This is a genomic window from Congregibacter sp. (assembly GCF_047617445.1).
Lineage (GTDB): Bacteria > Pseudomonadota > Gammaproteobacteria > Pseudomonadales > Halieaceae > Congregibacter.
The window spans coordinates 1-24,058 of sequence record NZ_JBLGBE010000011.1 but is presented as its reverse complement, the minus strand read 5'-3'; the positions used below and the strand labels follow the sequence as shown (position 1 = coordinate 24,058).

Here is a 24,058-nt window from a genome sequence, read left to right as displayed (position 1 = left end):
TCGAGGCCCTTTAAGGCCACAGGCACGTCAGAAACAATCTTGACGCGCGAATGGGAAGTGGGCCTGAGGTCAAGTCGCCAAATCCGCTATCATTCATGGGCGTGGATATATAAGAGGTTCCTATTGACCTACGCAGGCAATGTCGGCACCATTTGTCCCCGCTTTTCTAGGGGGCTGTTCTTCGCCGCTCCTAAACACCACTAACCCATCACGGGAGACAATATGAAGGTTCTCGTCGCAGTCAAGCGTGTCGTAGACTACAACGTCAAGGTACGCGCCAAGGCTGACGGTTCAGATGTCGATCTGAATAACGTCAAGATGTCGATCAACCCCTTTTGCGAAATCGCAGTAGAAGAGGCTGTGCGGCTTAAAGAAGCTGGCACCGTCACGGAAGTGATCGCGGTATCAGTGGGAGAGAAAAACTGCCAGGAGCAGATCAGAACGGCTCTTGCGCTTGGCGCCGACCGAGGTATCCACGTTGAGGTTGAGGGAAATCCTGAGCCTATCGTTGTAGCTAAGCTGCTGAAGAGCATCGTAGACAAGGAGTCACCAGATCTGGTGATTCTCGGTAAACAGTCTATTGATGGCGACAACAACCAGACTGGACAAATGCTGGGCGCCCTCGCAGGCATGCCCCAGGGAACGTTTGCGTCAGAGATCAAGATCGAAGATGGCAAGCTCACGGTAGTTCGAGAAGTTGATGGTGGTATGCAGACCCTCAGTCTGAGCCTCCCAGCAATCGTCACGACAGATTTACGCTTGAATGAGCCACGGTACGCATCACTGCCTAACATCATGAAAGCCAAAAAGAAGCAGCTCGACGTCCTGACTCCTGAGGAACTCGGCGTCTCGGTAACGTCTCACCTTAGTCTGGTCAAGGTCGAGCCCCCCCCAGAGCGCTCTGCGGGCATCAAAGTAGAGTCGGTTGAGCAACTGGTCGACAAATTGAAAAACGAAGCGAAGGTGATCTAAATGGGTACTCTCGTTGTAGCAGAGCACGACAACAGCAGTCTGAACGTAGCCACTCTGAATGCCGTAGCGGCAGCACAGGCCTTGGGATCAGATATTGATATCCTTGTTGCAGGGGCCGACTGCGCGGGCGCAGCATCTGCAGCGCAATTAGTTCCGGGAATCCAAAAGGTACTTTGCGCTGATAACGCGGCCTATGCAAATCAGTTGGCAGAGAATGTCAGCCTTCTGATTGCAGACGTGGGTGCAGACTACGACAACATCGTAGCGGCATCGACGAGTAACGGCAAAAACATTATGCCTCGCGTCGCTGCTCTATTGGACGTTGCACAGATCAGCGACGTTATCAGCGTCGAGTCTCCGGACACTTTTAAGCGCCCCATCTATGCCGGAAACGTGGTCGCTACGGTACAGAGCTCCGACGCCAAGAAGGTTATCACCGTCCGTACTACGGCCTTCGATGCTGTCGCAGCCGAGGGTGGCAGTGCTGAGTTGGTGGCAGTAGATGCCGCTCATGACGCAGGTATTTCGAGCTTTGTCAGTCAAGAAATTGCACAGTCTGATCGTCCAGAACTCACCGCAGCTGATGTTGTGATCTCCGGCGGCCGAGGCATGCAGAACGGCGACAACTTTAAGCTCCTGGACGTTATTGCGGACAAGCTTGGCGCAGCTATCGGCGCGTCTCGCGCAGCGGTCGACGCGGGCTTCGTTCCCAATGATATGCAGGTTGGGCAGACAGGCAAGATTGTCGCGCCTGATTTGTATATCGCCGTGGGTATTTCCGGCGCAATTCAGCACCTTGCTGGCATGAAGGATTCAAAAGTGATCGTTGCAATCAACAAGGACGGGGATGCACCGATCTTTCAGGTTGCTGACTACGGACTTGTTGCGGACCTCTTTGAAGCGCTCCCTGAGTTGGAAGCCCTGCTCTAGAAGCGTGATCCGGATACTTGTAATTAGCCGGTGCAAGCCGGCTTTTTTATGCGCGTCGTCTGCCCTGATAAACCACAAGTCCCAAGTCTAATCTCGACGCAAGTGATCACTGATAGCAATCGGGTTCGGGTAGTTAAGTACTACGATGTAGGACGACACGAGTAAGGTAATGATCGTAGTTGCCTGAATAGTGAGAGAGGCCTCTAGTCCAAGCAAACCCGCATCGAAAGCAATGTAGGCAATGAGCAGTGAGAACTCGCTGGCTTGCCCAAGTCGAAACCCCAAATCCCAGGCAAGACTTCGACGCTCGCTCATCCCCTTAAGCAGCAGACGATAAGTGATCGGCTTCATAACGAGCACTAGTACCGCAAGACAGGTCGCCGGAAGCCACACATGCTCGAGCATAGACAGGTCAAAACGCGCACCTACGGCAAAGAAAAACAGGATCAAGAAGAAATCGCGTAAGGGCTTTAGGTTTACCGCTATGTACTGCGAAATAGGACTTGTCGCGATGCTAACACCGGCTACAAATGCACCAATCTCCGCAGAGAGCCCCAGAACTTGAGCAGATTCAGCCATGCCGAGACACCAGCCAATTGCTAGAAGAAAAATATACTCATGAAAACGATCAAACCGCTGAATCAATCGCAGAAGCACAAATCGAACTGCTGCCCAGGCAACCAAGCCGAGCAGGGGTAGGGCCACCAGTACTCTGGCAATATGCCACGCGGCTTCGCCTTCCTCGGCGCTACCGCTTGCCATGATAAAAACCAATACGATGATTGCCAGTAAATCCTGAAGTAAAAGCAGGCCAATCATCATTTCGCCGATATGGCGATGATGCAAAATCGTGGTCGGCAGTAGTTTTATGCCGATAATAGTCGATGAGAACATCATCGCTATCGCGACAATGGCCGTCTCACCAAGACCCGTAAAAAACAGGCTCGCTACTAACCAGGACATCAGGAAAAAAATTGCGGAGCTAGCCAGACCTACAACCGTGGACTTGCGCAGGGTGGCGAACAGCGCTTGCGGCTGCATGTCGAGGCCAAGAAGAAAGAGTAGGAATATAATGCCGATGTGGCCAATGTCTGATAGCTGCTGCAGGTCCGTCACAAGACTAAAGCCCGACGGACCAATGAGTGCGCCCAATGCGATATACGCAATGATCAATGGCTGACGGGTGTACAACGCAATCGAAGCTAAAACCGCAGCGCCGCTGAAAATCAGAAAGAAAGCAAAAGTGACTGAGCTTGGATCCATAGCGCGTCGCTTAGTGGGTCGAGCTTTGATTGTAACAGGCGCTCGGCGTTCACCGGGCGATCAAAAATTATCAGACCTGGCGTTTACGCCGAAACAGGGGCTCAAGTTCACGTGCATCGGCCTGATAGACTTCGGTGAAACCGGGGAGGGCGCTGGCGTTGGAGGCGACTTCCACACTCTCTAAGGTATCAAAGCCACAGCGCTGTAGGTACACCCATTGGTCCGCCAGCACTTCGCCGCCGGCTACAAGCTTTCCATCAAAACCCATTTGACGCAGCTTCCCAGCGTGACTAAAGCCCCGCCCGTCCATAAAGCCAGCAAAAGTGATGGTTATCTGCGGCACCCTGAGAAGTGTTGCGTAATGGTCTGCGAGATCATCCTCTCCTGCTACAACCACCGAAGCCGAGGCTGGTTTACCGGCGTCAATCCATTCTTGCAAGGCGTAGGCACCTGCAGCCCCGCCAGCACTGTTCTGGTCTGAACTGACATCTTGCTCAGGCTTTTCCATAAACCGCATCCTTAAAAGGCTCTATACCACATCGCTCGTAGACCCTTAGAAATTGCTCCTCATCGGACTCTCGAAGCTTCAGATAGCGCTCCAGTAGTTTCTCTATGATCGACGGTAGTTCGGCACGACTAAAGGAGGGGCCCAGGATACGGGCTACGCTAGCGTTGCCTGCCTGAGAGCCACCAATGCACACCTGATAAAACTCTTGGCCCTTCTTGTCCACGCCCAAAATGCCGATGTGGGCCACATGGTGATGTCCGCAGGCATTCATACAGCCGCTGATATTCAGCTCTATGGGGCCCAAATCATATTGGTAATCCATAGTTTCGAAGCGCTCTTGAAGCGCCTGCGCTACAGGAATAGATTTGGCATTAGCCAGCGAACAAAAATCCCCCCCGGGGCAGCAAATCATGTCCGTAATATGCCCGGCGTTGGATGCTGCTAAGCCCAGGGGTTGCAGTGCCTTCCACAACGTCATGAGCTCGCTCTCTCGGACATCAGCCAAAACTATGTTCTGCTCGTGAGTGCTGCGAAGTTCCCCGAACGAAAACTGATCAGCAAGCCCTGCTAAGGCATCCATCTGAGCGGCACTGACGTCGCCTGGTGCTTGCCCAGTCGCTTTGAGGGTTACTGTGACTGCGCGATATCCCGGTTGCTTATGCGCCTTGGTATTACGCTTTACCCAACCTGCAAACAATGATTCTCGAGCACAGGCTTCTGCGAGAAACGCGGACTCTTGTGAGGCATCCGTGACCGCGTAGTTGGGCATCGTGAAGTGCTCGGCAACGGCCGCAAGAGCAGCCTCCGTCAGGGTGTTGGGTCCTCCGCGACTTGTCTCCCATTCGGCATCCACCGCGTCACGGAAAGCTTCCACTCCCATGGCTTTTACGAGAATCTTGATTCGTGCTTTGTACTTGTTGTCCCGACGTCCGTGAAGGTTGTAAACCCGCAAGACCGCCTCGAGATAGGTCAATAAATGCTCGGTAGCAACATCATCCCGGATCACCGATCCAACCACCGGCGTTCGGCCTAGGCCGCCGCCAACAAGGAACTTCAGACGCACTACACCATGCAGGTTCCGATAAAGCTCGATTCCGATGTCGTGAAAATGTATGGCCGCCCGATCTTCTTCGGCACCATTAACCGCGATCTTGAATTTCCTCGGCAGAAAGGCAAATTCAGGATGCAAAGTAGACCATTGGCGAATGATCTCGCAGTAGGGACGTGGGTCTACCACCTCGTCTGCGGCGACACCGGCGAATTGATCGGTCGTGGTATTGCGAACGCAGTTGCCGCTGGTCTGAATGGCATGCATTTGCACGGCGGCAAGATCCGCAAGAATGTCGGGTACATCTTCAATTCGTGGCCAGTTCAACTGAATGTTTTGCCGGGTGCTGATATGTCCATAGCCCTTGTCGTAGCGTCGGCTGATGCTTGCGATAGCCCGCAACTGCATACTGCTGATAAGGCCATATGGCACTGCGATACGCAGCATGGGTGCTAAACGCTGAACATACAGACCATTTTGTAAGCGCATAGGCAAATACTCAGCGTCACTAAGATCGCCGCGCAGGTAACGCTCGGTTTGATCTCGAAACTGAGCGACACGCTCGTTAACAATGGTTTGGTCTAACTTGTCGTATTGATACATGAGAAGCACGCTTCTGAATGAGCGCGCACTCTATCAAAGCTATGGGGATGCAACTATTTTTGTTTTTTATAAGCTTGGATGATTTAGTTATTGGAGGCATCAGCGTGTGCTTGACAGTAACACTGGATGCTCCAGAATCCACGGCACAAAAAGTTATGGCGTGCCCCTATGAAAGACCAACTGGACAGCATTCTTGAAGCCGGAATCGCGCGCGGAGCGGCTCCAGGTGTCACAGCAATTGTCGTGGATCGTGAGGGCGTGCGCTATGAAGGCGGGTTTGGTGAGCGCCAGCTAGGTAGTGGCATTGCAATGACCACCGACACGGTGGGTAAAATCTTTTCCATGACCAAGGCTCTGACTGCGGCGGCGGCTATGCAGTTGGTAGAGAGGGGGCAGCTCTCTTTGGACGCACCGGCTGGAGACCTCTGCGCTGAGATAAGGACGGCACAGGTGCTCGAGGGATTTGATGACAATGGGGAGCCCGTGACCCGGGCGCCCGCCACTGCGGTAACACTGAGACATCTGCTGACGCATACCTCCGGCTACAGTTATCACATGTGGGACGAAGCCTGCAGTCGTTGGCTTGAAGCAACCGGCTCACCGAACATTAGCAGCCAACAAAGAGCAGCCTTACTCCAGCCCTTGATGTTTGATCCCGGAACACAGTGGCGATACGGCATTGGTATTGATTGGGCAGGGCAGATGGTAGAGGCGGCTAGCGGCATGCGCCTGGGTGACTATTTTGACAGTCATCTGTGCGGCCCAATGGGTATGGTAGATACGCATTTTGATTACAACGATTCGATGTTTGCTCGCGCCGCGCATCTACACGCACGTATACCTGATGGATCCTTAGTTCCACTGCCGCTGGAACAAGCTGATCAGCGAGAGTTCGATGAGGGAGGCGGTGGCCTGCGGGGCACCATGCGAGATTACGGGAAATTTATCCGTATGATTTTGAACAAAGGGGTGCTTGATGGCTCGCGTATTTTAAGGGCGGAAACGGTCGCTGAGATGTGCAGTAACCAGATAGGCCCGTTACGCGTTCAAACCATGCATTCCTGTGCGCCCTCGCTAAGTAACGACGGGGAATTTTTCCCGGGAGACCCTAAGAGCTGGGGTTTGAGTTTTCAAATCAATGAGGTAGCGGGATTCACTGGGCGTCCAGCAGGCACATTGATGTGGGCGGGACTGGCTAATAGCTACTATTGGATCGATCCGGTGAACGGGATCGGCGGGGCGTACCTCAGTCAGATACTTCCTTTTGCCGATGAAGCTTCTTCTGCGCTATTTTTCGAAATGGAGACTGCGGTTTACCAAACACTTTGAGTCCCTGAGCCCTCGCTAAAACCTCTGAAATTCACTGATAAAATGGGCCGGTGTGAAGATAGATAGTACTTGGGGCTGCGAGCCTGCAGTGCTAAAATTCCGCCGCGTTTCGCACAGGCACAAAGCATTTTTGCGTTGTTCGCGCATTCGGTACACGTCACACACGCTAGACACAGGAAAGGAAGAAATCCATGGCCGCAAGCGGACCCGAGAAATCTAATAGCACAGCTGACGCTGTCGCCACTGTAGTTATTATGACTGTCGTTGTAGCGACCGTGTGTTTTTGGCTTGCAGGTATGCCAAGCTAAAGACTTTCAGTCACCGGCAGTTGCAGCTATCGCCGGGGCAGCTTCAATTGCGTTTTTGGGCGCGCCGTAAAATGGCGATCCAAGAAGACTAGGCCCCTTTAGCGACTGCTTAGCACCAAGCTCACTACGGTATAGACCGTGCCTATGAACAGGGCGGTGAACAACAGGCCGGTAAAGATAAAGGTGCCTATACGACCTTGCTTAAAATCGCGTTCGCGATTTTTACTACTCTGAACGCCTAACCCTGCGGCAAACACGCTACTGATCACTTGAAGTGGATTCAAAGGCGCACTCTTTTTCTCCTCGCCGGCGTTCGCCTCATCAGAAGATGAACTCTCTACGCTTGAGTCTGGTAGACCACTGGTCGAATCGGTATCGCTTGTCATATTGGTCCTGGCTGTCCTTAGTCTCAATCAAGATTCGGCGCGAGCCAACGGGCCAGCTCCGAGGTCTTTACGTTCTTACGTGATGCCATGGACTCAAGCTGATCCTCGCCAATTTTGCCAACGGCAAAGTATCGCGCCTCGGGATGGGAGAAGTACCAACCGCTGACCGAAGAGGCCGGCTCCATGGCGAAGTTATCCGAAAGCGTCACGTCGCACAGATTCTCTGCATCAAGTAGATCAAACAGCGCACGCTTCTCCGTGTGATCGGGACAGGAGGGGTAGCCCGGGGCAGGGCGTATGCCTTGATACCTTTCCCGTATCAATTCTTCATTGGATAGCTGCTCATCTGAGGCGTAGCCCCAGAACTCCTGACGAACCCGTCGGTGCATGTGCTCGGCCAGCGATTCCGCTAGACGATCTGCCAGGGACTTCAGCATGATCGAATTATAGTCATCATGATTGGCTTCAAAAGCGGCAGCACGCTCAGCAACTCCGTGGCCCGTAGTGACGCAGAAACCCCCAATGTAATCATTGCTAGGTGCCACATAATCACTGAGGCTGAAGTTGGGCTGATCATTGGCTTTTTCGGTTTGCTGGCGCAAGTGATGCAATCGCAGGGGAGCGGCATCATCCCCGACATCTACCAGAACGTCTTCGCCGTCGCTGTGGGCAGGCCAGAACCCGATTGCGGCGCGCGCTTCCAACCAATTCTCGTCAACAATTTGTTTGAGCATAGCCTGCGCATCGGCGAACAAGTCTCTCGCCTGCTCACCGACAACGTCGTCCTTAAGTATCTTCGGATACTTGCCAGCGAGCTCCCAGGTGATGAAAAAAGGTGTCCAGTCGATAGTATCGACCAGATCCTGCAATGGGATGTCCTTGAACACCCGTGCGCCCGTAAAGCTTGGTGTGGGTGGCTGGTAGCTCTCCCAGTCAAAGACGGCACGATTGGCCAGGGCTTTTAGGTAAGACAGACGCTTTGCCTTTGGCTTGCGATTGGCTATGCGCTCACGAACCTGGATGTACTCGGCTCGTCGATCGCTCACAAAGCCAGCCTTTCGCTCCCCCAGCAGCTGTGAGGCGACGGACACACTTCTGGAAGCGTCGGGCACGTAAACCACCAAATCGTTTTGATAGTTGGGCTCGATCTTGACCGCAGTATGCGCCTTGGATGTGGTCGCGCCACCGATCATGAGCGGGACGGAAAAGCCCGTACGCTGCATTTCACTGGCAACGTGCATCATTTCATCAAGCGAGGGGGTGATCAGACCGCTTAAGCCAATAATGTCTACGTTTTCTTCTTTTGCAACGCGGAGTATCGTTTCGCAATGCACCATCACGCCCAGGTCGATAACCTCGTAGTTGTTACACTGAAGCACCACGCCGACGATATTCTTTCCAATGTCGTGCACGTCGCCTTTGACCGTTGCCATGAGAATCTTACCGTTTGTGCTGCCCGTGGCTTTCTCGTCTTCGATGTAGGGTTGTAGATAAGCGACTGCCTGCTTCATCACCCGCGCACTTTTCACCACCTGCGGCAGAAACATCTTTCCTTGGCCAAAAAGGTCGCCGACAACATTCATGCCGTCCATAAGCGGACCTTCGATTACTTCGATGGGGCGTGCCGCCTGCTGCCGCGCTTCTTCCGCATCTTCTACGATATAGCCGTTAATGCCCTTGACCAAAGCGTATTCAAGACGCTTGGTTACCGGCTCGTCTCGCCAGGCGAGATCTTCGACACGTACTGTGGCAGGACCATCCGCGTGGTACTTACTGGCAATATCAAGAAGCCGCTCTGTGCTGTCATCCCGGCGGTTCAGTACCACGTCTTCTACCGCTTCGCGAAGTTCCTCAGGTAACTCGTCATAAATGGCTAGCTGTCCAGCATTGACGATGCCCATGTCCATTCCCGCGCGAATCGCGTGATACAGGAACACCGAATGAATCGCTTCGCGTACTGGATTATTGCCTCGGAACGAAAAGGACACGTTAGAGACACCCCCCGACACTTTGGCGCCGGGGAGGTTGGCCTTGATCCAGCGGGTCGCCTCGATAAAATCCACGGCGTAGTTATTGTGGATCTCGATGCCCGTAGCAACGGCAAATATGTTGGGGTCAAAAATGATGTCGTGGGGATTGAAATCCAGCCGTTCCCGAAGGAGGTCCCAGCTGCGCTGACATATCTCCTGACGCCGTGCGACCGTATCTGCCTGACCGTCTTCATCGAAAGCCATCACCACGACTGCAGCACCATAGCGCTGACACAGCCGCGCCTGCTCTAAAAACTCGTCTTCCCCAGCCTTGAGACTGATCGAATTGACCACAGCCTTGCCCTGAACACAGCGCAGACCTGCTTCGATGACTTCCCAGCGGGAGGAGTCAATCATGATCGGCACGCGAGAGATGTCCGGTTCTGACGCAATGAGATTCAAGAAGGTCACCATGGCTTCTTTGGCATCGAGCATGCCTTCGTCCATGTTGACGTCAATAATTTGAGCGCCGTCTTCAACCTGAGTCCGCGCTACCGTCAGTGCGGCTTCATACTCATCGGCCAAGACAAGTTTCTTAAACCGCGCTGAGCCTGTGACATTGCAACGTTCACCGACGTTTACAAAGAGACTGTCCGCGTTAAACGTAAAGGGCTCCAGACCACTGAGCTGGCACGACGCAGGATTATTCGGGAGTGCTCGGGGCGCTATTCCATGTACTGCGTTCGCGATCGCTCGGATATGCGCAGGCGTCGTGCCGCAGCAACCCCCCACCAAGTTGACAAAGCCGCGCTCTGCAAAGTCCTTGAATTCGGCGGCCATGACTTCCGGAGCTTCGTCGTACTCGCCAAAGGCATTGGGGAGTCCAGCATTGAGGTGCGCACTGAAGTAGCCCTCAGTGGCTTTTGACAGCTCCTCAAGAAATGGCCGCACTTCGAGAAAGCGTCGACCACAATTACTGCCCACGACCATCGGTCTGGCGTGAGCCACGGAGTACCAAAAAGCAGTGGGGCTCTGTCCCGACAGGTTTCGGCCGCTGATATCTGGAAACGTCACTGAGATCATCACTGGGAGGCGCACACCGCGTTCCTCAAAGACGCTTTCGATGGCAAATATCGCTGCTTTGGCATTTAGTGTATCGAAAATCGTTTCAACCATCAGGACGTCCACGCCACCGTCAAGCAAGCCCCGCGTTGCTTCTGAGTAATCACTACTCAGGCGGGCAAAGTCGACATTCCGAGCCCCCGGATCATTCACATCCGGCGAAATCGAAGCGGTTCGTGGTGTGGGCCCCAATACACCGGCGACGAAGCGCGGTCGCTCGGGGGTCTCCGCGTTCATCGCTTCCACGGCGCTTCTGGCAATTCGCGCCGAGGTCTCGTTCAACTCTCTTGCGATAGCCTGGAGACCGTAATCTCCCAGAGCGACGGCAGTCGCGTTAAACGTATTGGTTTCAATGATGTCAGCGCCGGCTTGAAGGTACGCCCTATGAATCCCTTCGATGAGGTGTGGACGCGTGATCGACAGCAGATCGTTATTGCCTTTGAGATCCCCGGCATGATCTGCGAAGCGCTCCCCACGATAATCCTCTTCCTGCAAACCTTCGGCTTGAATCATGGTTCCCATAGCGCCGTCTATCACTAAAATACGATCGTGAAGGGCATCTGCTAGGGGACCGGGTACTGGACTAAAGGAGTTCATGATACCTGCTTAATTTGTGGGCCTGTGGCGTCCGCAACGGCGCGTTAAGGACGTGAAAATCGGGGCAGAATGTTAGCAGAGTTTAAGGACGCGGGCTTAGGCACAATTCCAGCCTGCGAGCAAAAACACGCTGACTATGATTTGAAAGGGTGACGGCCAGCTGCAGTACCGCTATAATACCCGACTAATTTACTCAGGAAGTATTTGGATAAAACGTCAATGCTCACGATTACTGATAGCGCCCAAGAATATCTTGCAGAACTTCTCGCTAAGCAGGACGACACTCTCGGTGTGAGGGTGTTCATCAATTCACCCGGCACTGCGCGCGCAGAGACCTGCATCGCTTACTGCCGGGAGGCCGACGTACTGGACGATGACGTCAAGCACCCCTTTGACAAAATTACCGCCTACCTCGACGGTCGCAGTGTACCGTTCCTTGAGGACGCGCTGGTGGATTACTCCGCCGACCGTATGGGCGGACAGCTGACGATCAAGGCACCGAACGCCAAAATGCCACGAGTCAGCGACGATTCCCCTATCGAGGATCGCATTAATTACCTGCTGTACAACGAGGTAAATCCATCTTTGGCTGCCCACGGTGGCGAAGTGTCCCTAGTGGAAGTCACCGAGGAAGATTACGCTATCCTGCGCTTTGGCGGCGGATGCCAGGGCTGTAGTGCGGTGTCTATGACACTCAAGGACGGCGTGGAAAAAACGCTGCTTGATCAGCTCCCGCAGCTCAAAGGCGTGCGCGATATGACTGATCACTCGGATCGAAGCAACGCTTTCTATTGATCGCCCGCGAGGGCCATCATTAGGAGGGCACAGAAGAACTCATACGCTGGGGCAGTAAGTCCCGGAGCTTGTGGTGGAGCGAGCGTAGGCAAGTTTCCGTCTCTTCCCAGCTGATACAGCCATCGGTAATTGACACGCCATACTCCAAATCAGCCGGGTTAGTCGTCATACCCTGGTTACCCGCGTGAAGGTGACTCTCGATCATAAGGCCAATGATCGATTGGTTGCCCGCTGTGATCTGGTTGGCAACATTGTCTGCAACCAGAGGCTGTAGCGAGGGGTCCTTGTTGGAGTTGGCGTGACTGCAATCGACCATAATGTTTTGCGGCATGTCTACTTTGTCCAACGCCTGTTCACAAAGCTTAACGTGCACGGAATCGTAGTTGGGCCCACTGCTTCCGCCGCGCAATACCACATGTCCGTAGCCATTACCCCGCGTGGTAAATACTGAGACTTGCCCCTGACTATTGATCCCCAAAAAACGATGGGATTGAGAGGCTGCGCCCATTGCGTTTACCGCAACTGTCAGTCCACCGTCAGTTCCATTTTTGAATCCCACGGCCGATGACAGACCGCTGGCCATCTCGCGATGGGTTTGAGATTCCGTGGTACGCGCACCAATCGCGGACCAGGAAATCAGGTCATGAAGATACTGCGGTGAAATCGGATCGAGTGCCTCGGTGGATACGGGGAGGCCCATAGCGACGATATCCGTAAGTAGCTGTCGGGCGATTGTTAAGCCATCTTCGATACGAAACGAATCATCCAAATAGGGATCATTGATGAGGCCTTTCCAGCCAACAGTCGTTCGGGGCTTTTCAAAATAAGCGCGCATGACAATAAACAAGCTGTCATCTAGCGCCTTGGAGAGCGCGCTCAGACGCGCCGCGTATTCCAAAGCGGCGGCGGTATCGTGGATAGAGCAGGGGCCCACAACAACCAAAAGCCGGTGATCCCGCCGATCAAGTATGTCAAAGACACTTTGCCGGCTGGCCGTGATCGCCCGTGCCAAATCATCTGTCAAGGGTATGAGCTGCTTTAAAGCAGCGGGCGTAGGCAATATGTCTTGTGAGGCGACATTGATGTTGTGAACAGTGTTGCTCATGAAAACGGTCCTGCTAGAGTGCGAGCTTGCGTGGTGACTATTTGAGGCGCCGAATTGTAATGCAGAGGCGCGATAATGAATACACAGTCTCACCCGTTCCCGATGGGATTTAGGCCATGAGCCTGCGTCCGTTGTTTGGCGGTATAGAGCGTATTGCTGGGCTTCTTGCAGATGGCACGGCTGTGCTAACGCCCAACCGTCGTCTCAGCAGAGCCGTGCGCGAAGCAGAACAGCAGTATCGTTTCGCTCGAGGGGAGCGGGTATGGCACAGCAGTACTGTGCTACCGGTTCGACAGTTCTGGATTGAGCGCTGGCGGAAAGCTGTTACCCGTGGCCTGCTAGCGCCCAGGGTGCTTGTGGACACCGCGGGACAGCGACTCATCTGGCGCCAGATCATCGATGCTGATGAGACGGTGCCGTTCTCGTTACTCAGTCCTACCAGAGCAGCGACACTGAGTCAGGAAGCGAGTGAGACCCTTGCACTGTGGCGAGTGGATCTCGGCAATCCTGCTGTGCATCAGTCGTTTAGCTTTGATGAAGACTCCCGGGCATTCCTGCGCTGGGAGGGCCGTTTTCGCGCTGCGCTTGTTGACTTAAAAGCGATCACACCAGAGCAGGCCTTAGAGCAACTTCTCAGCTGTCCCGACGCGCTGGACCAAGCGGTGGCTTTACTTAGTCAGGATGATTTACCGCCCCTGCATCAAGCCCTCTGCGAGGCTTCTCCGGCGTGGCGGCAATTGAAACTACCGTCTCAAACGGCCCGGATTCAGCCTACTAGAGCCTTCTCTGATCCGCGAGGCGAGCTGCAAATGGCGGCCCGCTGGTGTCGGGAACAGCAGGAACGCGACCCCAATGGACGCTATGCCGTCGTGCTGTCTGATATGCATAGCGATCGGGATCGCCTTGAATACTATCTCCGGCAGGAATTTGCCTGTCTGACACAAAATTACGCAAGTTTGCCGGTGAACTTCGCTACGGGCTTTACTTTGGACCGGGTGCCATTGGTGCGAGATGCGCTGCGAATTCTGGAGTTCAGTCTGCCCGAAATCGACGTCGAAAACGTCATCGCAGTCCTTCAGTCTAGATTTGTTAGGCCCTTAAATTACCGTATAGATCAGCGAGAGCGGTCCATCAGGCAACTGCGAGAGCTTGCTAAGGAGCGGATTCCTCAGCGCGTCATGCGTGGCGTGTTGGACAATTTACTCGATAAAGAAAAAAGCCCGCCGCCCTGGGACATAGTGCTGCAGGCGGAAACAAACGGCGGCTGGCAGAGGCGCGCCCGCCCGCCATCACAATGGCTGGAGCCGTTCCGCGCGATTTTGTCAGCTTGGGGTTGGCCACAGGGCGCGGCCCTGGATTCATTGGAGTATCAACAGGCGGTGCAATGGCAGGAGGCGCTGGATTCCTTTGCCGCACTCGATCTGCTTGCTGGTGCGCTGACATTGTCCGAGGCCATTCAGAGTCTCAGAGACCTCCTTGGCGAGCAGCAGTTCCAACCGCGCACCGAGGACCAGTCGATTCAGATACTGGGTCCTCTTGAAACCACAGGCCTTAGTTTTGACGCTATGTGGATTACTGGAATGAGTGCGGCCCGCTGGCCCGCAGCCGCGCAGCCAAATCCCTATTTGCCGCATAGCCTTCAACGCGAACAGGATATGCCCCATGCCGATGCTGGTTGGGAGCGGCGCTGGGCGAAGGCCCGCTGGGAGCAATGGTTAGCCGGAGCAGGGCAGATACAAACCAGTTATGTCAATCAACTCGATGGCGCACAAGCGCTTCCCAGTCCTTTGTTGGCTGATACCGCTGAGAGTTCTGAGAGTGAAGAATGGTTTGTAGACAAGCGTTGGCTTACCCAGGCTGCCAGCGCCGAGTTCGATGCCGTCGCGCTAGATCCGGTGCCGTTAGCAGAGGGGGAGCGCGCATTTAAAGGCGTAGGGACGAGCGTATTAGAGCAGCAATCGGCATGTCCGTTCCAAGCTTTTGCGGCGACCCGACTGCGAGCAGCACAGCCGCCAGCCTTGACCGCAGGACTCCTCGCGTCAGAGCGAGGCACACTGATACACCGGGCTTTGTATGATGTTTGGGGCAGTCTTGGCGATAGTGCGGGACTCTCATCAGTTACTGAATTAGAGCTTGGACCTATCATTCAGCAGGCCCTGGACTATGCACAAAACGGCTTGTTGAAAGAGCGGCTGGACGTTCTCGGTGGTGATTTGCTTTCCCTGGAACGACAGCGGCTTGATAGCGTTCTAAGGCGCTGGTTGGCCCTGGAGCGCGAGCGGCCCGAAGCGTTTGTGGTTGCCGGTCGTGAAGAACCCCGTGAGCATCAACTCGGCGGTCTTCGACTGCGATTGCGAGTAGACCGGGTTGATCGGTTGAGCGACGGCAGCGATTTGATCATCGATTACAAAAGCGGAGCAATTGGCAGTGTAAAACAGTGGCTGGGTGAGCGCCCCGCACGGCCCCAGCTACCGCTGTACGCTTTGCTAACACCGCCTGCCGCTGGAATCGCTTACGCATCCTTAAAGCCCGGTTCAGAAGGCTTCAAGGGTATCGGCGAACGAGAATTCATCAAGGGTATAGAGAGTGCCGAGAAGCATCTCACAGAAGGCCAGAGCGGTGGCATAAACACGCTGCGCGAGCACTGGACTCAGGAGTTGTCTTTGCTCGCCAAGGAGTTTGTCTCAGGACACAGTCCTGTAGATCCCACGAACGAAGCATGTCGATACTGCCAACGCTTTTCGCTGTGTCGATTGAGGGAGCAACTCGCGTGATTCCCGCTGATGTAAATGCCCGAGAGCGTGCAGTCGATCCATTGGAGTCATTTTGCGTGAGCGCACCGGCGGGCTCAGGTAAAACCGCTTTGTTGGTACGACGCTTTTTGGGCTTGTTGGAACGAGTTAGCGAGCCTGAACGTGTGGTCGCCATAACCTTTACGCGCAAAGCCGCCGCAGAAATGCGCGCCCGCGTTGTGAACGCATTACGCGACGCGGCTGATGGCGTAAGCGCCAACAACCCACATGAAGAAGCACTCCTGTCTGCCGCGCAGGCAGTGCGTGAGCACGATGCAGCGTTAGGCTGGGGACTGCTTGCCAATCCTTCGCGACTGCGCATTCAGACCATTGACAGTTTCTGCGGATATCTCACGCGGCAAATGCCCGTACTCAGTGGCTGTGGCGGTCAAGTTACAGCCACGGACGACAGCAGGCCTTTGTTTCGCGAGGCTATTGAACGGTTTTTACATCGGGAGTTGGCGCGGCTTAGCGATGGAAAAACATTGGACATCGAAACCCTCCTCCTCCATTTAGACAACGATTGGGAGACCACCGTAGAGCTCCTCTCCGGACTCCTTCAGCGACGAGAGCAGTGGCAGCCAGTCTTCGGCGGCGCAGGTCTTAGGGATGGCGACCGCCGCAGTTTACTGGAGATTACCGAGACCCTGGTTCGTTACCGCCTGGAAGAACTGCAGCGCCGTCTCGATCCCTACCTTGGTGAGCTTGGCGAGCTTATACGATACCAAGGTGAGCAGCTTGGCGGTGACACTGTCTTTTCGAGAAACACCGAGGACCTTAAGACTTGGCGAGCGGTAGCCGCACTATTACTTACCGGGAAAGGTGATTGGCGAAAAACGGTCAACAAGAACAACGGATTTCCCACCGGCGCCGGGGAGGCCGCTGAGCGAAAGCAGCAAATGCTCGCACTACTGGCTGCGCTTAGAGAAGACAGGGATCCAGCGCTGCTGTCTGACATGAGACAGGTGCTGCTCTTACCCGATGTGGACGAGGAACCCGAGCACTGGGACGTCCTGGCGGCACTCACTCGACTGCTGCCACGATTGGGTGCTGAGCTGCTGCTGGTCTTTCAAAAAGCAGGGGAAGTCGACCATGCACAAATAGCGCTCGCTGCGCTAACCGCGCTGGGTAGCGATGATGAACCTACAGACATTGCGCTGCGCCTGGACCATGTGATCGAACATTTGTTGGTCGACGAATTTCAGGACACATCCTCCGTGCAGTTTGAACTCATTCGACGACTGACCCGAGGTTGGCAGGAACACAACGTCGAGAATATGCGGGCTCCACGGACACTCCTGCTGGTGGGAGATGCGATGCAGTCCATCTACGGCTTTCGTGAAGCTAACGTTGGACTTTTTATCCGGGCCCGCAGCGAGGGCATCGGAGACCTTGCTTTGACCGCGCTTGATCTCAGCGTGAACTTTCGCAGTCGCCAAGGCTTAGTAGAGTGGACTAATAGCCACTTTAGGGCCGGATTCCCCATTGCTGATGATGCTCAGGTGGGAGCTGTGCAATATCGCAGCGCCACCGCCGCGAGAGCACCGGGCGCAGCGCCCGAAATTGCTGTATTTACAGGCGAAGGCGCAGCCGATGCGGAAATCGCCGCTCTGTGTCTAAAGCTGGAGGAGGGGATCGCTGATGATCGGGTAGAAAGCATTGCGATTCTTGGTCGCTCTCGAACACAGCTACGCCCTGTTTTGGCGGCGCTGCGCGCACGTGGCATCGAAGTGGCAGCGAGGGATCTCGACACACTCGCTCAACGACCGCTTATCCAGGACCTCCTAACACTCAGCACGGTCTTGTGCGATCGTTTCGATCGCTATGCCTGGTTAGCCCTCCTGCGCAGCCCAGCAATTGCTCTGGATAATGCCGACCTGCTCTTGATGTCAATGGCGTGCCCGACAGCTGCAGACTTACGCGACCCCGATGTTACAAATTCGCCGGACTACTCACGCTTATCCGCCGTTGCACAACAGCGCGTGGAACATCTATCGCGACTGTTGAACTGGGCTGACCACTACCGGGACCGACTCGCCCTTCGGGTGTGGGTCGAGGAGTGTTGGTTGCTACTTTTTGGCGCAGGGCGGTTGCTGGAGGAGGCGGATATTCGTGACGCTGAGCGCTTTTTTCAGTGTCTAGAGCAACTAGAGCTGGAGCGGTATCCCTTGAATGGTCGGATGCTCACCGACGCTATGGCCACCCTCTATGCCTCGCCCGGGGACGAGCGCTGTAAAGTTCAGGTGATGACAATACACAAGGCCAAGGGTTTAGAGTTTGACTGGGTGTTCATTCCTGCTCTAGCTAAGAGTACCGCTGGCCAGGATCGTGAGTTGCTCCTTTGGGATGAGTTTGTACTCCCGGGAGCACCTCCAACCTTCCTCCTGGACATTCGGGCAAGTGCTGAAGGGGGTGAACGTCCGCGTCTTTATGACTACTTAAAAGCGCAGGCAAAACAAAAGCGCGATTGCGAAGCGACCCGGCTTTTTTACGTAGGCTGTACTCGCGCTGCAGACTATCTTTGGTTAGGCGCGACGCTCACTTGGGATGACGGTAAGGAAGACTATCGGGGGCCGGGCGCCGGATCTTTACTCAATGTTATTTGGCCGACGATAGAAGATCAGCTCGATGTCTGCTTCGTTCCAGGGGAAGAGGCTACCGATGAAACGTCTATCAGCGGCTATAGACGACTCCGAGAGCTTCCAGTCATCGCCGTAACCCCGCAGGAGCCTCAAGCGCAAGGCTTGATCCTTGCTGACAATTACCTTGCCAGAGCGTTTGGTACCGCTATCCATCGCTGCTTAGAAGCACTGGTCTATCGAGAGCAACTTCCTGATTCATGTGACCCCTTGCTTCAAGGTTTACTGCGCGTAGCATTGCTGGACGCTGGAGCCGACAGTAGCGCCTTGGAGGGACTGGAAATTGAGGGCCGGGAAATACTTGATCACGTTTTGGCTGACGCCTGGGGTCGCTGGATGCTCTCTCCAGAGCGTTCCGAGCGCGCAGCGGAACTTGCGCTCACAAGTTTCACAGAAGAGGGAGCGCAACAGTTAATCTTGGATTACTCTTTTGTGGATGAAGTTCTGGGCGACCGATGGGTAGTGGACTACAAAACCAGCGCACCCGGTGAGGGAGAGTCTGAGGCGCAGTTTATAGAAGCGCAGTTAGCGGTCTACGCGCCCCAGCTAAAGGCCTATGCCGAAGCGCTTCGGGAGCGGTTTCCTGAACCTGTCCGCTGCGCACTGTATTTTCCGACACTAGGCAAACACGCAGAATGGCATCTGGAGTCTTAAGCATTGCGCTATTTTCATTTAAGAAGAATAGCGATCGCTAGGCAACTGCCACAAGCGCCTCGTATAATCGACAGTCGAGCAAAGCGAGCGCTGCCCCTCCATGAAAAACCCCCACTGCGTGAATGCCCCCCTGATGGCTGCGAGTCAGATCAAATCCAAATCTCTGCTTCTGCGAAGCACCTTGGTGCTTCTGGGGCTCAGCATAGTGGGTTGCTCCGAGCCTCCTCCCCCCAGCGAGAGCGTTAGTTCACGACCGGTTAAGCTCTTTATCGTGGACAAAAGCTTGAGCGCAGAGATCCGACAGTTCCCCGCAAGTATCGAGGCGGCAACGCAGGCTGAGCTGTCGTTTCGGGTGTCTGGTCAGCTCGAAGCACTCCCTATTCGTGAAGGGGAGGTCGTGGAGGCGGAGCAGGTCCTTGCGCAACTAGACGCCACCGACTTTAAAAACACTCTGGAGGACCGTGAGGCGGTATTTGAAAATACCGAACGTAACTTTCGCCGAGCCGGTGAACTCATAGACTCAGGCAGTATTTCCCAGTTGGACTACGATCGTATGGAAGCGGACTTCCGCTCCGCACGGGCAGCCCTGGCTCAGGCCAAAGCCGATCTAAACTACGCGACTCTGCGCGCCCCCTTTCGCGGGCGGATTGCCCGACGCTATGTCGACAACTTTGAAGAGGTTCGAGCCAAGCAGAGCATCGTTTACTTGCAGGACACAGAACTCCTTGACGTAATTATCGCAATGCCTGAGTCCGTTATTCGCAGCGTCACGAGCGGAGGAGAGGGTGAGCTATCTAGCGATCCTCTGGAGGAAAGCTCCGCGGCGTCGGTTCGGGCTATGGCATCCTTCGACAACCGGCCAAACATTAGTTATGCGCTGGAGCTTAAAGAGCTGGCGACAAGGGCTGATCCAGATACGCAAACCTTCCCTGTGACTTTTAGTATGCGCCAGCCTGATGAGTTCACTGTGCTGCCGGGAATGACCGCACAGGTTGAAGTGGATTTTAGCGATCTTTTAACGAGCGATGCCGTCACCTGGGTGCCCGCCAGGGCGGTTCAGGCGGATGCAACTCTGTCACCCAGAGTGTTCGTGCTGGATGCCCAGAGCATGCAGGTCCGAAGCATCAGCGTTGAAACAGGCCGGGTCTCTGGAGACATGATCGAAGTGCTCTCTGGCCTGGTTGGTGGTGAAGAGATCGTTGCCGTGGGTGCGAGTTACCTGTCCGATGGCATGCAGGTCACCCGCATGCTCGGGGGTGAGCAGGCTATTCCGCGCGAGACGGCCCCTGGCGATAGCGATTCTTTATGAGCATTGGCGCCTATTCAGTTCGTACACCGGTTATCTCCTGGCTGGTCGTGGTGATCATGGTCGCCGGGGGGGTGCTTGGCTTCCAGAAGATGGGCAAGCTGGAAGACCCCGCTTTTACCATCAAAATGGCCAAGATCATCACCCGGTATCCCGGTGCATCCGCACAGGAAGTGCATGACGAGGTGACCTACCATCTGGAAGATGCGATCCAGAAACTACCCCAGTTAAAGCGCCTGAAAATGTCAGTCTCCCGACCGGGCCTGTCGGATATCACGATAGAGTTCAAAGATGAATTTAGCGCCGCAGATCTTCCGAACGTATTCGACGAACTGCGCCGTAAAATCACCGACGTGCGACCCAAATTACCACCCGGAGCGCAGGACCCCATCGTAATCGACGACTTTGGTGACGTGTATGGCGTTTATCTTATGCTCACGGGCGAGGGCTATACCTGGCGAGACCTGTATGACGTGGCTGATGATGTCAAACGCCAGTTGGTATTGGTGGAGGGTGTACGCAAGGTCTCGATAGACGGCGAACAGCAGGAAGTCGTTTACCTCGATATGTCCCGATCTCGCCTGGCGGAGTTGGGAATTGACCCGGCTGCCATCGCGGGAGTCCTTGGCTCGCAGAACTCTGTTGTCGATGCCGGAAATGTCAGAGTCGGGGATGACTATTTGCGGATCAAACCTACCGGGGAGTTTGATTCCGTACAGGAGATTGGGGACGTCCTCATTTCATCTCAGGATCGAAGTCTGGTGCGCCTTCGGGATATCGCTACGATCACTCGAGCGTATGAAGCGGTACCGATCAAACTGTATTACCACAATGGCCAGCCAGCGCTTAGCGTGGGAATTAGCATGGCGCAGGGACAGAATGTTGTCGAAGTGGGCAAGCGTATTAACGCGCGTATAGCCGAGCTTCAAACACGCATACCCGTTGGCATGTCACTCGAAGCTGTCTACGACCAACCGGCGGAAGTGGAGAAGTCGGTGGGTGGATTTCTCGTCAGTCTCGCGCAAGCCGTGGGGATTGTGATCGCTGTGCTGCTGGTTTTTATGGGCCTGCGATCGGGTTTGATTATTGGCTCGGTACTGTTGATCACCGTCGCGGGCACCTTGCTGCTGATGTACCTTTTCGGCATAGAGCTGCAACGCATTTCTCTAGGTGCCTTGGTGATCGCTTTAGGTATGCTGGTGGATAACGCCATTGTGGTCGCCGAGGGTATGCAGGTGCGTATGCAATCCGGCATGAAAGCCCTTGAAGCGGCGACTGAAGCGGTGGGCAAAACAATCTGGGCGCTCCTGGGCGGCACAGTCATCGGCATTCTTGCGTTCTCTGCTATCGGGCTATCGCCGGACAACACCGGTGAATTTGCAGGTTCACTGTTCTACGTCATATTGATCTCCCTGTCTCTTAGCTGGATCACGGCAGTCAGCACCACCCCATTGCTGTGTGCACTTCTCCTGAAGCAGGGAGGTCCGGAGCAGGATCTAGATCCCTATGACGGCAAGGTCTTCCGAGCTTATCGGCGGCTTGTGGGTCTTGCCGTTGACTACCGACGGGTTACTTTAGTCACCGTATTAGCGCTGTTCGTGTTGGGTGTTATCGGCTTTGGCCAGGTCAAAAGCGGATTTTTCCCGGAGTCCAGCACCCCCCTGTTCTTTGTCGACATCTACGAGCCCGAAGGCTCCGATATTCGCAGGACTCGAGACGACAGCCTCGCAATAGCAGAATTCCTTCGAGAGCAGCCGGGCGTGCTCCAGACGACGACCGTGGTCGGCGGAGCACACCAACGATTCATGCTGGTCTATGACTCAAGAGAACCTACACCGGCTTACAGCCAGATTATCGTGCGCGCAACGGATCCATCTCAGGTGCGTGAACTACAGCGCCTAGCGGCCGAAAAGCTACGCAGTGAAGCACCCTGGATTGACCCCATTGTTAAGTCCTTACGCATAGGCCCCGGACGCGACGCCAAGATTGAGGCACGATTCTCCGGCCCCGATGCAACAGTCCTGCGACAACTGGTGGAGCAGGCCGAATCGATTATGCGCGATGATCACGACGCTGTTGATATTCGCAATGATTGGCGCTCGCCGGTGAAGCTCATCACACCAATCTTTAATGAGCAGGTCGGTCGACAGTTAGGCATTACTCGAGAAGATCTCGGTGACGCCATGAAGTTCGCTTTTGATGGCATTCCAGCAGGTAGTTACCGGGATGGTAATCGAGTATTGCCGGTAAAAATGCGCGCGAGTGAAAGCGAGCGAATCGATGTGGATGCCATTCGAGATATCCAGATCTGGAGTGCAGTTCTCGGCCAAACTGTACCTGTATCTTCGGTAGTATCGGGCTACCGCACGGATTGGGAGAACGCGCTGCTGCGGGGACGCAACCGCATTCCGACGATAATCGCGTCGTGTAATCCTAGTGGCGAGTTGGCCACGCCACTGTTTGAGCGTATTCAACCGCAAATCGAGGCCATTGAATTACCCGCCGGCTACACCCTTGCTTGGGGCGGTGAATATGAAGACAACGCCGATGCTCAGCAGGGGCTGGGCCGTTCGCTTCCTGTAGGCATCTTGTTAATGATACTCACGAGCATTGTACTCTTTGGCAAGCTGCGACAGCCGTTGATTATCTGGCTAACGGTACCGTTGGCCATCGTGGGGGTCAGCGCTGGGTTGCTAGCCACCAACGGTGCCTTCGACTTTATGTCCATGCTCGGAGCTCTATCTTTGATAGGGTTGCTGATCAAAAATGCCATCGTGCTTATCGAGGAGATTGATCAACAGATTGCGGAGGGGCATGACCCTTACAACGCAATACTGGACTCTGCGGTATCCAGGGCTCGCCCGGTGTTGCTTGCCGCGGGCACAACAATCCTAGGACTCATTCCCCTGCTGTCGGATGTGTTCTTCGTCAATATGTCGGTAACAATTATGGCCGGCCTCGGGTTTGCGTCCATACTGACTTTGACGGTAGTGCCGACGCTATACGCCGTGTTCTTCAATATCAAAAAGGAGCAACAAGAGCAGGGTGCCTAAAGCGACCCTGCTGGCGCTAGAGTCAGTCGCCGCCGAGATACAGGGTCAGGGATTGACCCGGCTGGAGGTAGCGGCCTGGGTCGAGTTTGTTCCAGCCGATGATGTCGTCGATGGTGACATCAAAACGCATTGCGATTTCGTACAGCGAGTCACCACTGCGCACAGTGTAGCCGCGGCGCACGCCCGTACTGCCGCTTTGTGCCAAAGCTAGACTCTGCTGCCAGGCGACACTATCGGGAATCATGAGGGTGTCACCTGCACGGATGAGATTACCGTTAAGGTTGTTAACCTCTCGCAGCAATCCGACCTGCGTATCAAAGTTCTTGGCGATGCGTATAAGGCTGTCACCCCGACGTATTCGGTAGTGCTGCCAGGTAACCCGCTGAGAGTCCGGAAGCTCAGCAAGTGTTACTGCCAGAGACTCCGCGACTGAGATCGGCACGAGTAACTTTCCGTCTCCGTTTGGAGCGGTCGCCCAGCGCAGCTGACCCGGATTGAAGTTGCGTAATTCCACAAGCTCCAGACCTGCAAGCTCCGCGGCGCGAAGCATTTCAACCTGGCCTGCAGTATCGATAGCCGCAAAAGCCGGGGCATTAGGGATATCGGGCAGGCTCACCTCCAGAGCTTCATCAAAGGCTACGATCGTACTCAATGCGATCAGTCGTGGCACGTAACGAC

15 protein-coding genes are annotated in these 24,058 nt (G+C 54.8%); 8 read left to right on the top strand and 7 right to left on the bottom strand.

The window, feature by feature from the left end; translation table 11 throughout:
* The first annotated feature begins 222 nt into the window (after positions 1-222).
* Both ACI9KD_RS04525 and ACI9KD_RS04520 read left to right on the top strand, forming a co-directional pair.
* The gene (locus ACI9KD_RS04525; RefSeq protein ID WP_414979968.1) at positions 223-972 is read left to right on the top strand and encodes an electron transfer flavoprotein subunit beta/FixA family protein; all 750 of its coding nucleotides are present in this window, start codon (positions 223-225) and stop codon (positions 970-972) included.
* A complete protein-coding gene (locus ACI9KD_RS04520; RefSeq protein ID WP_414979967.1) occupies positions 973-1,902 on the top strand; it encodes an FAD-binding protein in 930 nt (309 codons plus the stop codon).
* A gap of 87 nt (positions 1,903-1,989) precedes the next feature.
* Here ACI9KD_RS04520 and ACI9KD_RS04515 read toward each other — a convergent pair whose 3' ends face one another.
* From ACI9KD_RS04515 to ACI9KD_RS04505, 3 genes are all read right to left on the bottom strand, one after another.
* A complete protein-coding gene (locus ACI9KD_RS04515) occupies positions 1,990-3,165 on the bottom strand; it encodes a cation:proton antiporter (RefSeq protein WP_414979966.1) in 1,176 nt (391 codons plus the stop codon).
* A 70-nt stretch (positions 3,166-3,235) separates the two neighbouring features.
* Positions 3,236-3,673, bottom strand: a complete 438-nt coding sequence (locus ACI9KD_RS04510) for a DUF934 domain-containing protein (RefSeq protein WP_414979965.1) — start codon at positions 3,671-3,673, stop codon at positions 3,236-3,238.
* Entirely contained in the window at positions 3,660-5,324 is a 1,665-nt protein-coding gene (locus tag ACI9KD_RS04505; RefSeq protein ID WP_414979964.1) for a nitrite/sulfite reductase, read from the bottom strand. The genes ACI9KD_RS04510 and ACI9KD_RS04505 overlap by 14 nt, the downstream gene beginning before the upstream one ends.
* 168 nt (positions 5,325-5,492) lie before the next feature.
* Between ACI9KD_RS04505 and ACI9KD_RS04500 the strand changes: the two genes are divergently transcribed.
* Positions 5,493-6,653, top strand: coding sequence for a serine hydrolase domain-containing protein (locus tag ACI9KD_RS04500; protein WP_414979963.1), 1,161 nt, complete (start codon positions 5,493-5,495; stop codon positions 6,651-6,653).
* Between the two features lie 406 nt (positions 6,654-7,059).
* Here ACI9KD_RS04500 and ACI9KD_RS04495 read toward each other — a convergent pair whose 3' ends face one another.
* Complete coding sequence (locus ACI9KD_RS04495; RefSeq protein WP_414979962.1) at positions 7,060-7,347, bottom strand: DUF2970 domain-containing protein; 288 nt, start codon at positions 7,345-7,347, stop codon at positions 7,060-7,062.
* Between the two features lie 23 nt (positions 7,348-7,370).
* Complete coding sequence (gene metH, locus ACI9KD_RS04490) at positions 7,371-11,036, bottom strand: methionine synthase (RefSeq protein ID WP_414979961.1); 3,666 nt, start codon at positions 11,034-11,036, stop codon at positions 7,371-7,373.
* Between the two features lie 219 nt (positions 11,037-11,255).
* Here metH and nfuA point away from each other — a divergent pair, with 219 nt between their 5' ends.
* Positions 11,256-11,831, top strand: a complete 576-nt coding sequence (gene nfuA / locus ACI9KD_RS04485) for a Fe-S biogenesis protein NfuA (protein ID WP_414980000.1) — start codon at positions 11,256-11,258, stop codon at positions 11,829-11,831.
* A 19-nt stretch (positions 11,832-11,850) separates the two neighbouring features.
* On the opposite strand, the gene ACI9KD_RS04480 is transcribed toward nfuA, so the two are convergent.
* Entirely contained in the window at positions 11,851-12,936 is a 1,086-nt protein-coding gene (locus ACI9KD_RS04480; RefSeq protein ID WP_414979960.1) for a 3-deoxy-7-phosphoheptulonate synthase, read from the bottom strand.
* A 116-nt stretch (positions 12,937-13,052) separates the two neighbouring features.
* Here ACI9KD_RS04480 and ACI9KD_RS04475 point away from each other — a divergent pair, with 116 nt between their 5' ends.
* The 4 genes from ACI9KD_RS04475 to ACI9KD_RS04460 all read left to right on the top strand — a co-directional run bounded on the left by ACI9KD_RS04475 (position 13,053) and on the right by ACI9KD_RS04460 (position 23,380).
* The gene (locus ACI9KD_RS04475) at positions 13,053-15,710 is read left to right on the top strand and encodes a PD-(D/E)XK nuclease family protein (protein ID WP_414979959.1); all 2,658 of its coding nucleotides are present in this window, start codon (positions 13,053-13,055) and stop codon (positions 15,708-15,710) included.
* Complete coding sequence (locus tag ACI9KD_RS04470; protein WP_414979958.1) at positions 15,656-19,021, top strand: UvrD-helicase domain-containing protein; 3,366 nt, start codon at positions 15,656-15,658, stop codon at positions 19,019-19,021. The genes ACI9KD_RS04475 and ACI9KD_RS04470 overlap by 55 nt, the downstream gene beginning before the upstream one ends.
* Before the next feature lie 100 nt (positions 19,022-19,121).
* Positions 19,122-20,330, top strand: coding sequence for an efflux RND transporter periplasmic adaptor subunit (locus ACI9KD_RS04465; protein ID WP_414979957.1), 1,209 nt, complete (start codon positions 19,122-19,124; stop codon positions 20,328-20,330).
* The gene (locus ACI9KD_RS04460; RefSeq protein ID WP_414979956.1) at positions 20,327-23,380 is read left to right on the top strand and encodes an efflux RND transporter permease subunit; all 3,054 of its coding nucleotides are present in this window, start codon (positions 20,327-20,329) and stop codon (positions 23,378-23,380) included. The genes ACI9KD_RS04465 and ACI9KD_RS04460 overlap by 4 nt, the downstream gene beginning before the upstream one ends.
* Positions 23,381-23,402: 22 nt before the next feature.
* Here the strand turns inward: ACI9KD_RS04460 and ACI9KD_RS04455 are convergent.
* Positions 23,403-24,058 (bottom strand): LysM peptidoglycan-binding domain-containing protein (locus ACI9KD_RS04455; protein WP_414979955.1); only part of this gene is annotated, 656 nt, incomplete at its 5' end.

Coding starts and splice junctions, on each gene's coding strand:
- ACI9KD_RS04525 (WP_414979968.1), top strand. CDS start 223: ATGAAGGTTCTCGTCGCAGTCAAGCGTGTCGTAGACTACAACGTCAAG.
- ACI9KD_RS04520 (WP_414979967.1), top strand. CDS start 973: ATGGGTACTCTCGTTGTAGCAGAGCACGACAACAGCAGTCTGAACGTA.
- ACI9KD_RS04515 (WP_414979966.1), bottom strand. CDS start 3,165: ATGGATCCAAGCTCAGTCACTTTTGCTTTCTTTCTGATTTTCAGCGGC.
- ACI9KD_RS04510 (WP_414979965.1), bottom strand. CDS start 3,673: ATGGAAAAGCCTGAGCAAGATGTCAGTTCAGACCAGAACAGTGCTGGC.
- ACI9KD_RS04505 (WP_414979964.1), bottom strand. CDS start 5,324: ATGTATCAATACGACAAGTTAGACCAAACCATTGTTAACGAGCGTGTC.
- ACI9KD_RS04500 (WP_414979963.1), top strand. CDS start 5,493: ATGAAAGACCAACTGGACAGCATTCTTGAAGCCGGAATCGCGCGCGGA.
- ACI9KD_RS04495 (WP_414979962.1), bottom strand. CDS start 7,347: ATGACAAGCGATACCGATTCGACCAGTGGTCTACCAGACTCAAGCGTA.
- metH (WP_414979961.1), bottom strand. CDS start 11,036: ATGAACTCCTTTAGTCCAGTACCCGGTCCCCTAGCAGATGCCCTTCAC.
- nfuA (WP_414980000.1), top strand. CDS start 11,256: ATGCTCACGATTACTGATAGCGCCCAAGAATATCTTGCAGAACTTCTC.
- ACI9KD_RS04480 (WP_414979960.1), bottom strand. CDS start 12,936: ATGAGCAACACTGTTCACAACATCAATGTCGCCTCACAAGACATATTG.
- ACI9KD_RS04475 (WP_414979959.1), top strand. CDS start 13,053: ATGAGCCTGCGTCCGTTGTTTGGCGGTATAGAGCGTATTGCTGGGCTT.
- ACI9KD_RS04470 (WP_414979958.1), top strand. CDS start 15,656: ATGTCGATACTGCCAACGCTTTTCGCTGTGTCGATTGAGGGAGCAACT.
- ACI9KD_RS04465 (WP_414979957.1), top strand. CDS start 19,122: ATGAAAAACCCCCACTGCGTGAATGCCCCCCTGATGGCTGCGAGTCAG.
- ACI9KD_RS04460 (WP_414979956.1), top strand. CDS start 20,327: ATGAGCATTGGCGCCTATTCAGTTCGTACACCGGTTATCTCCTGGCTG.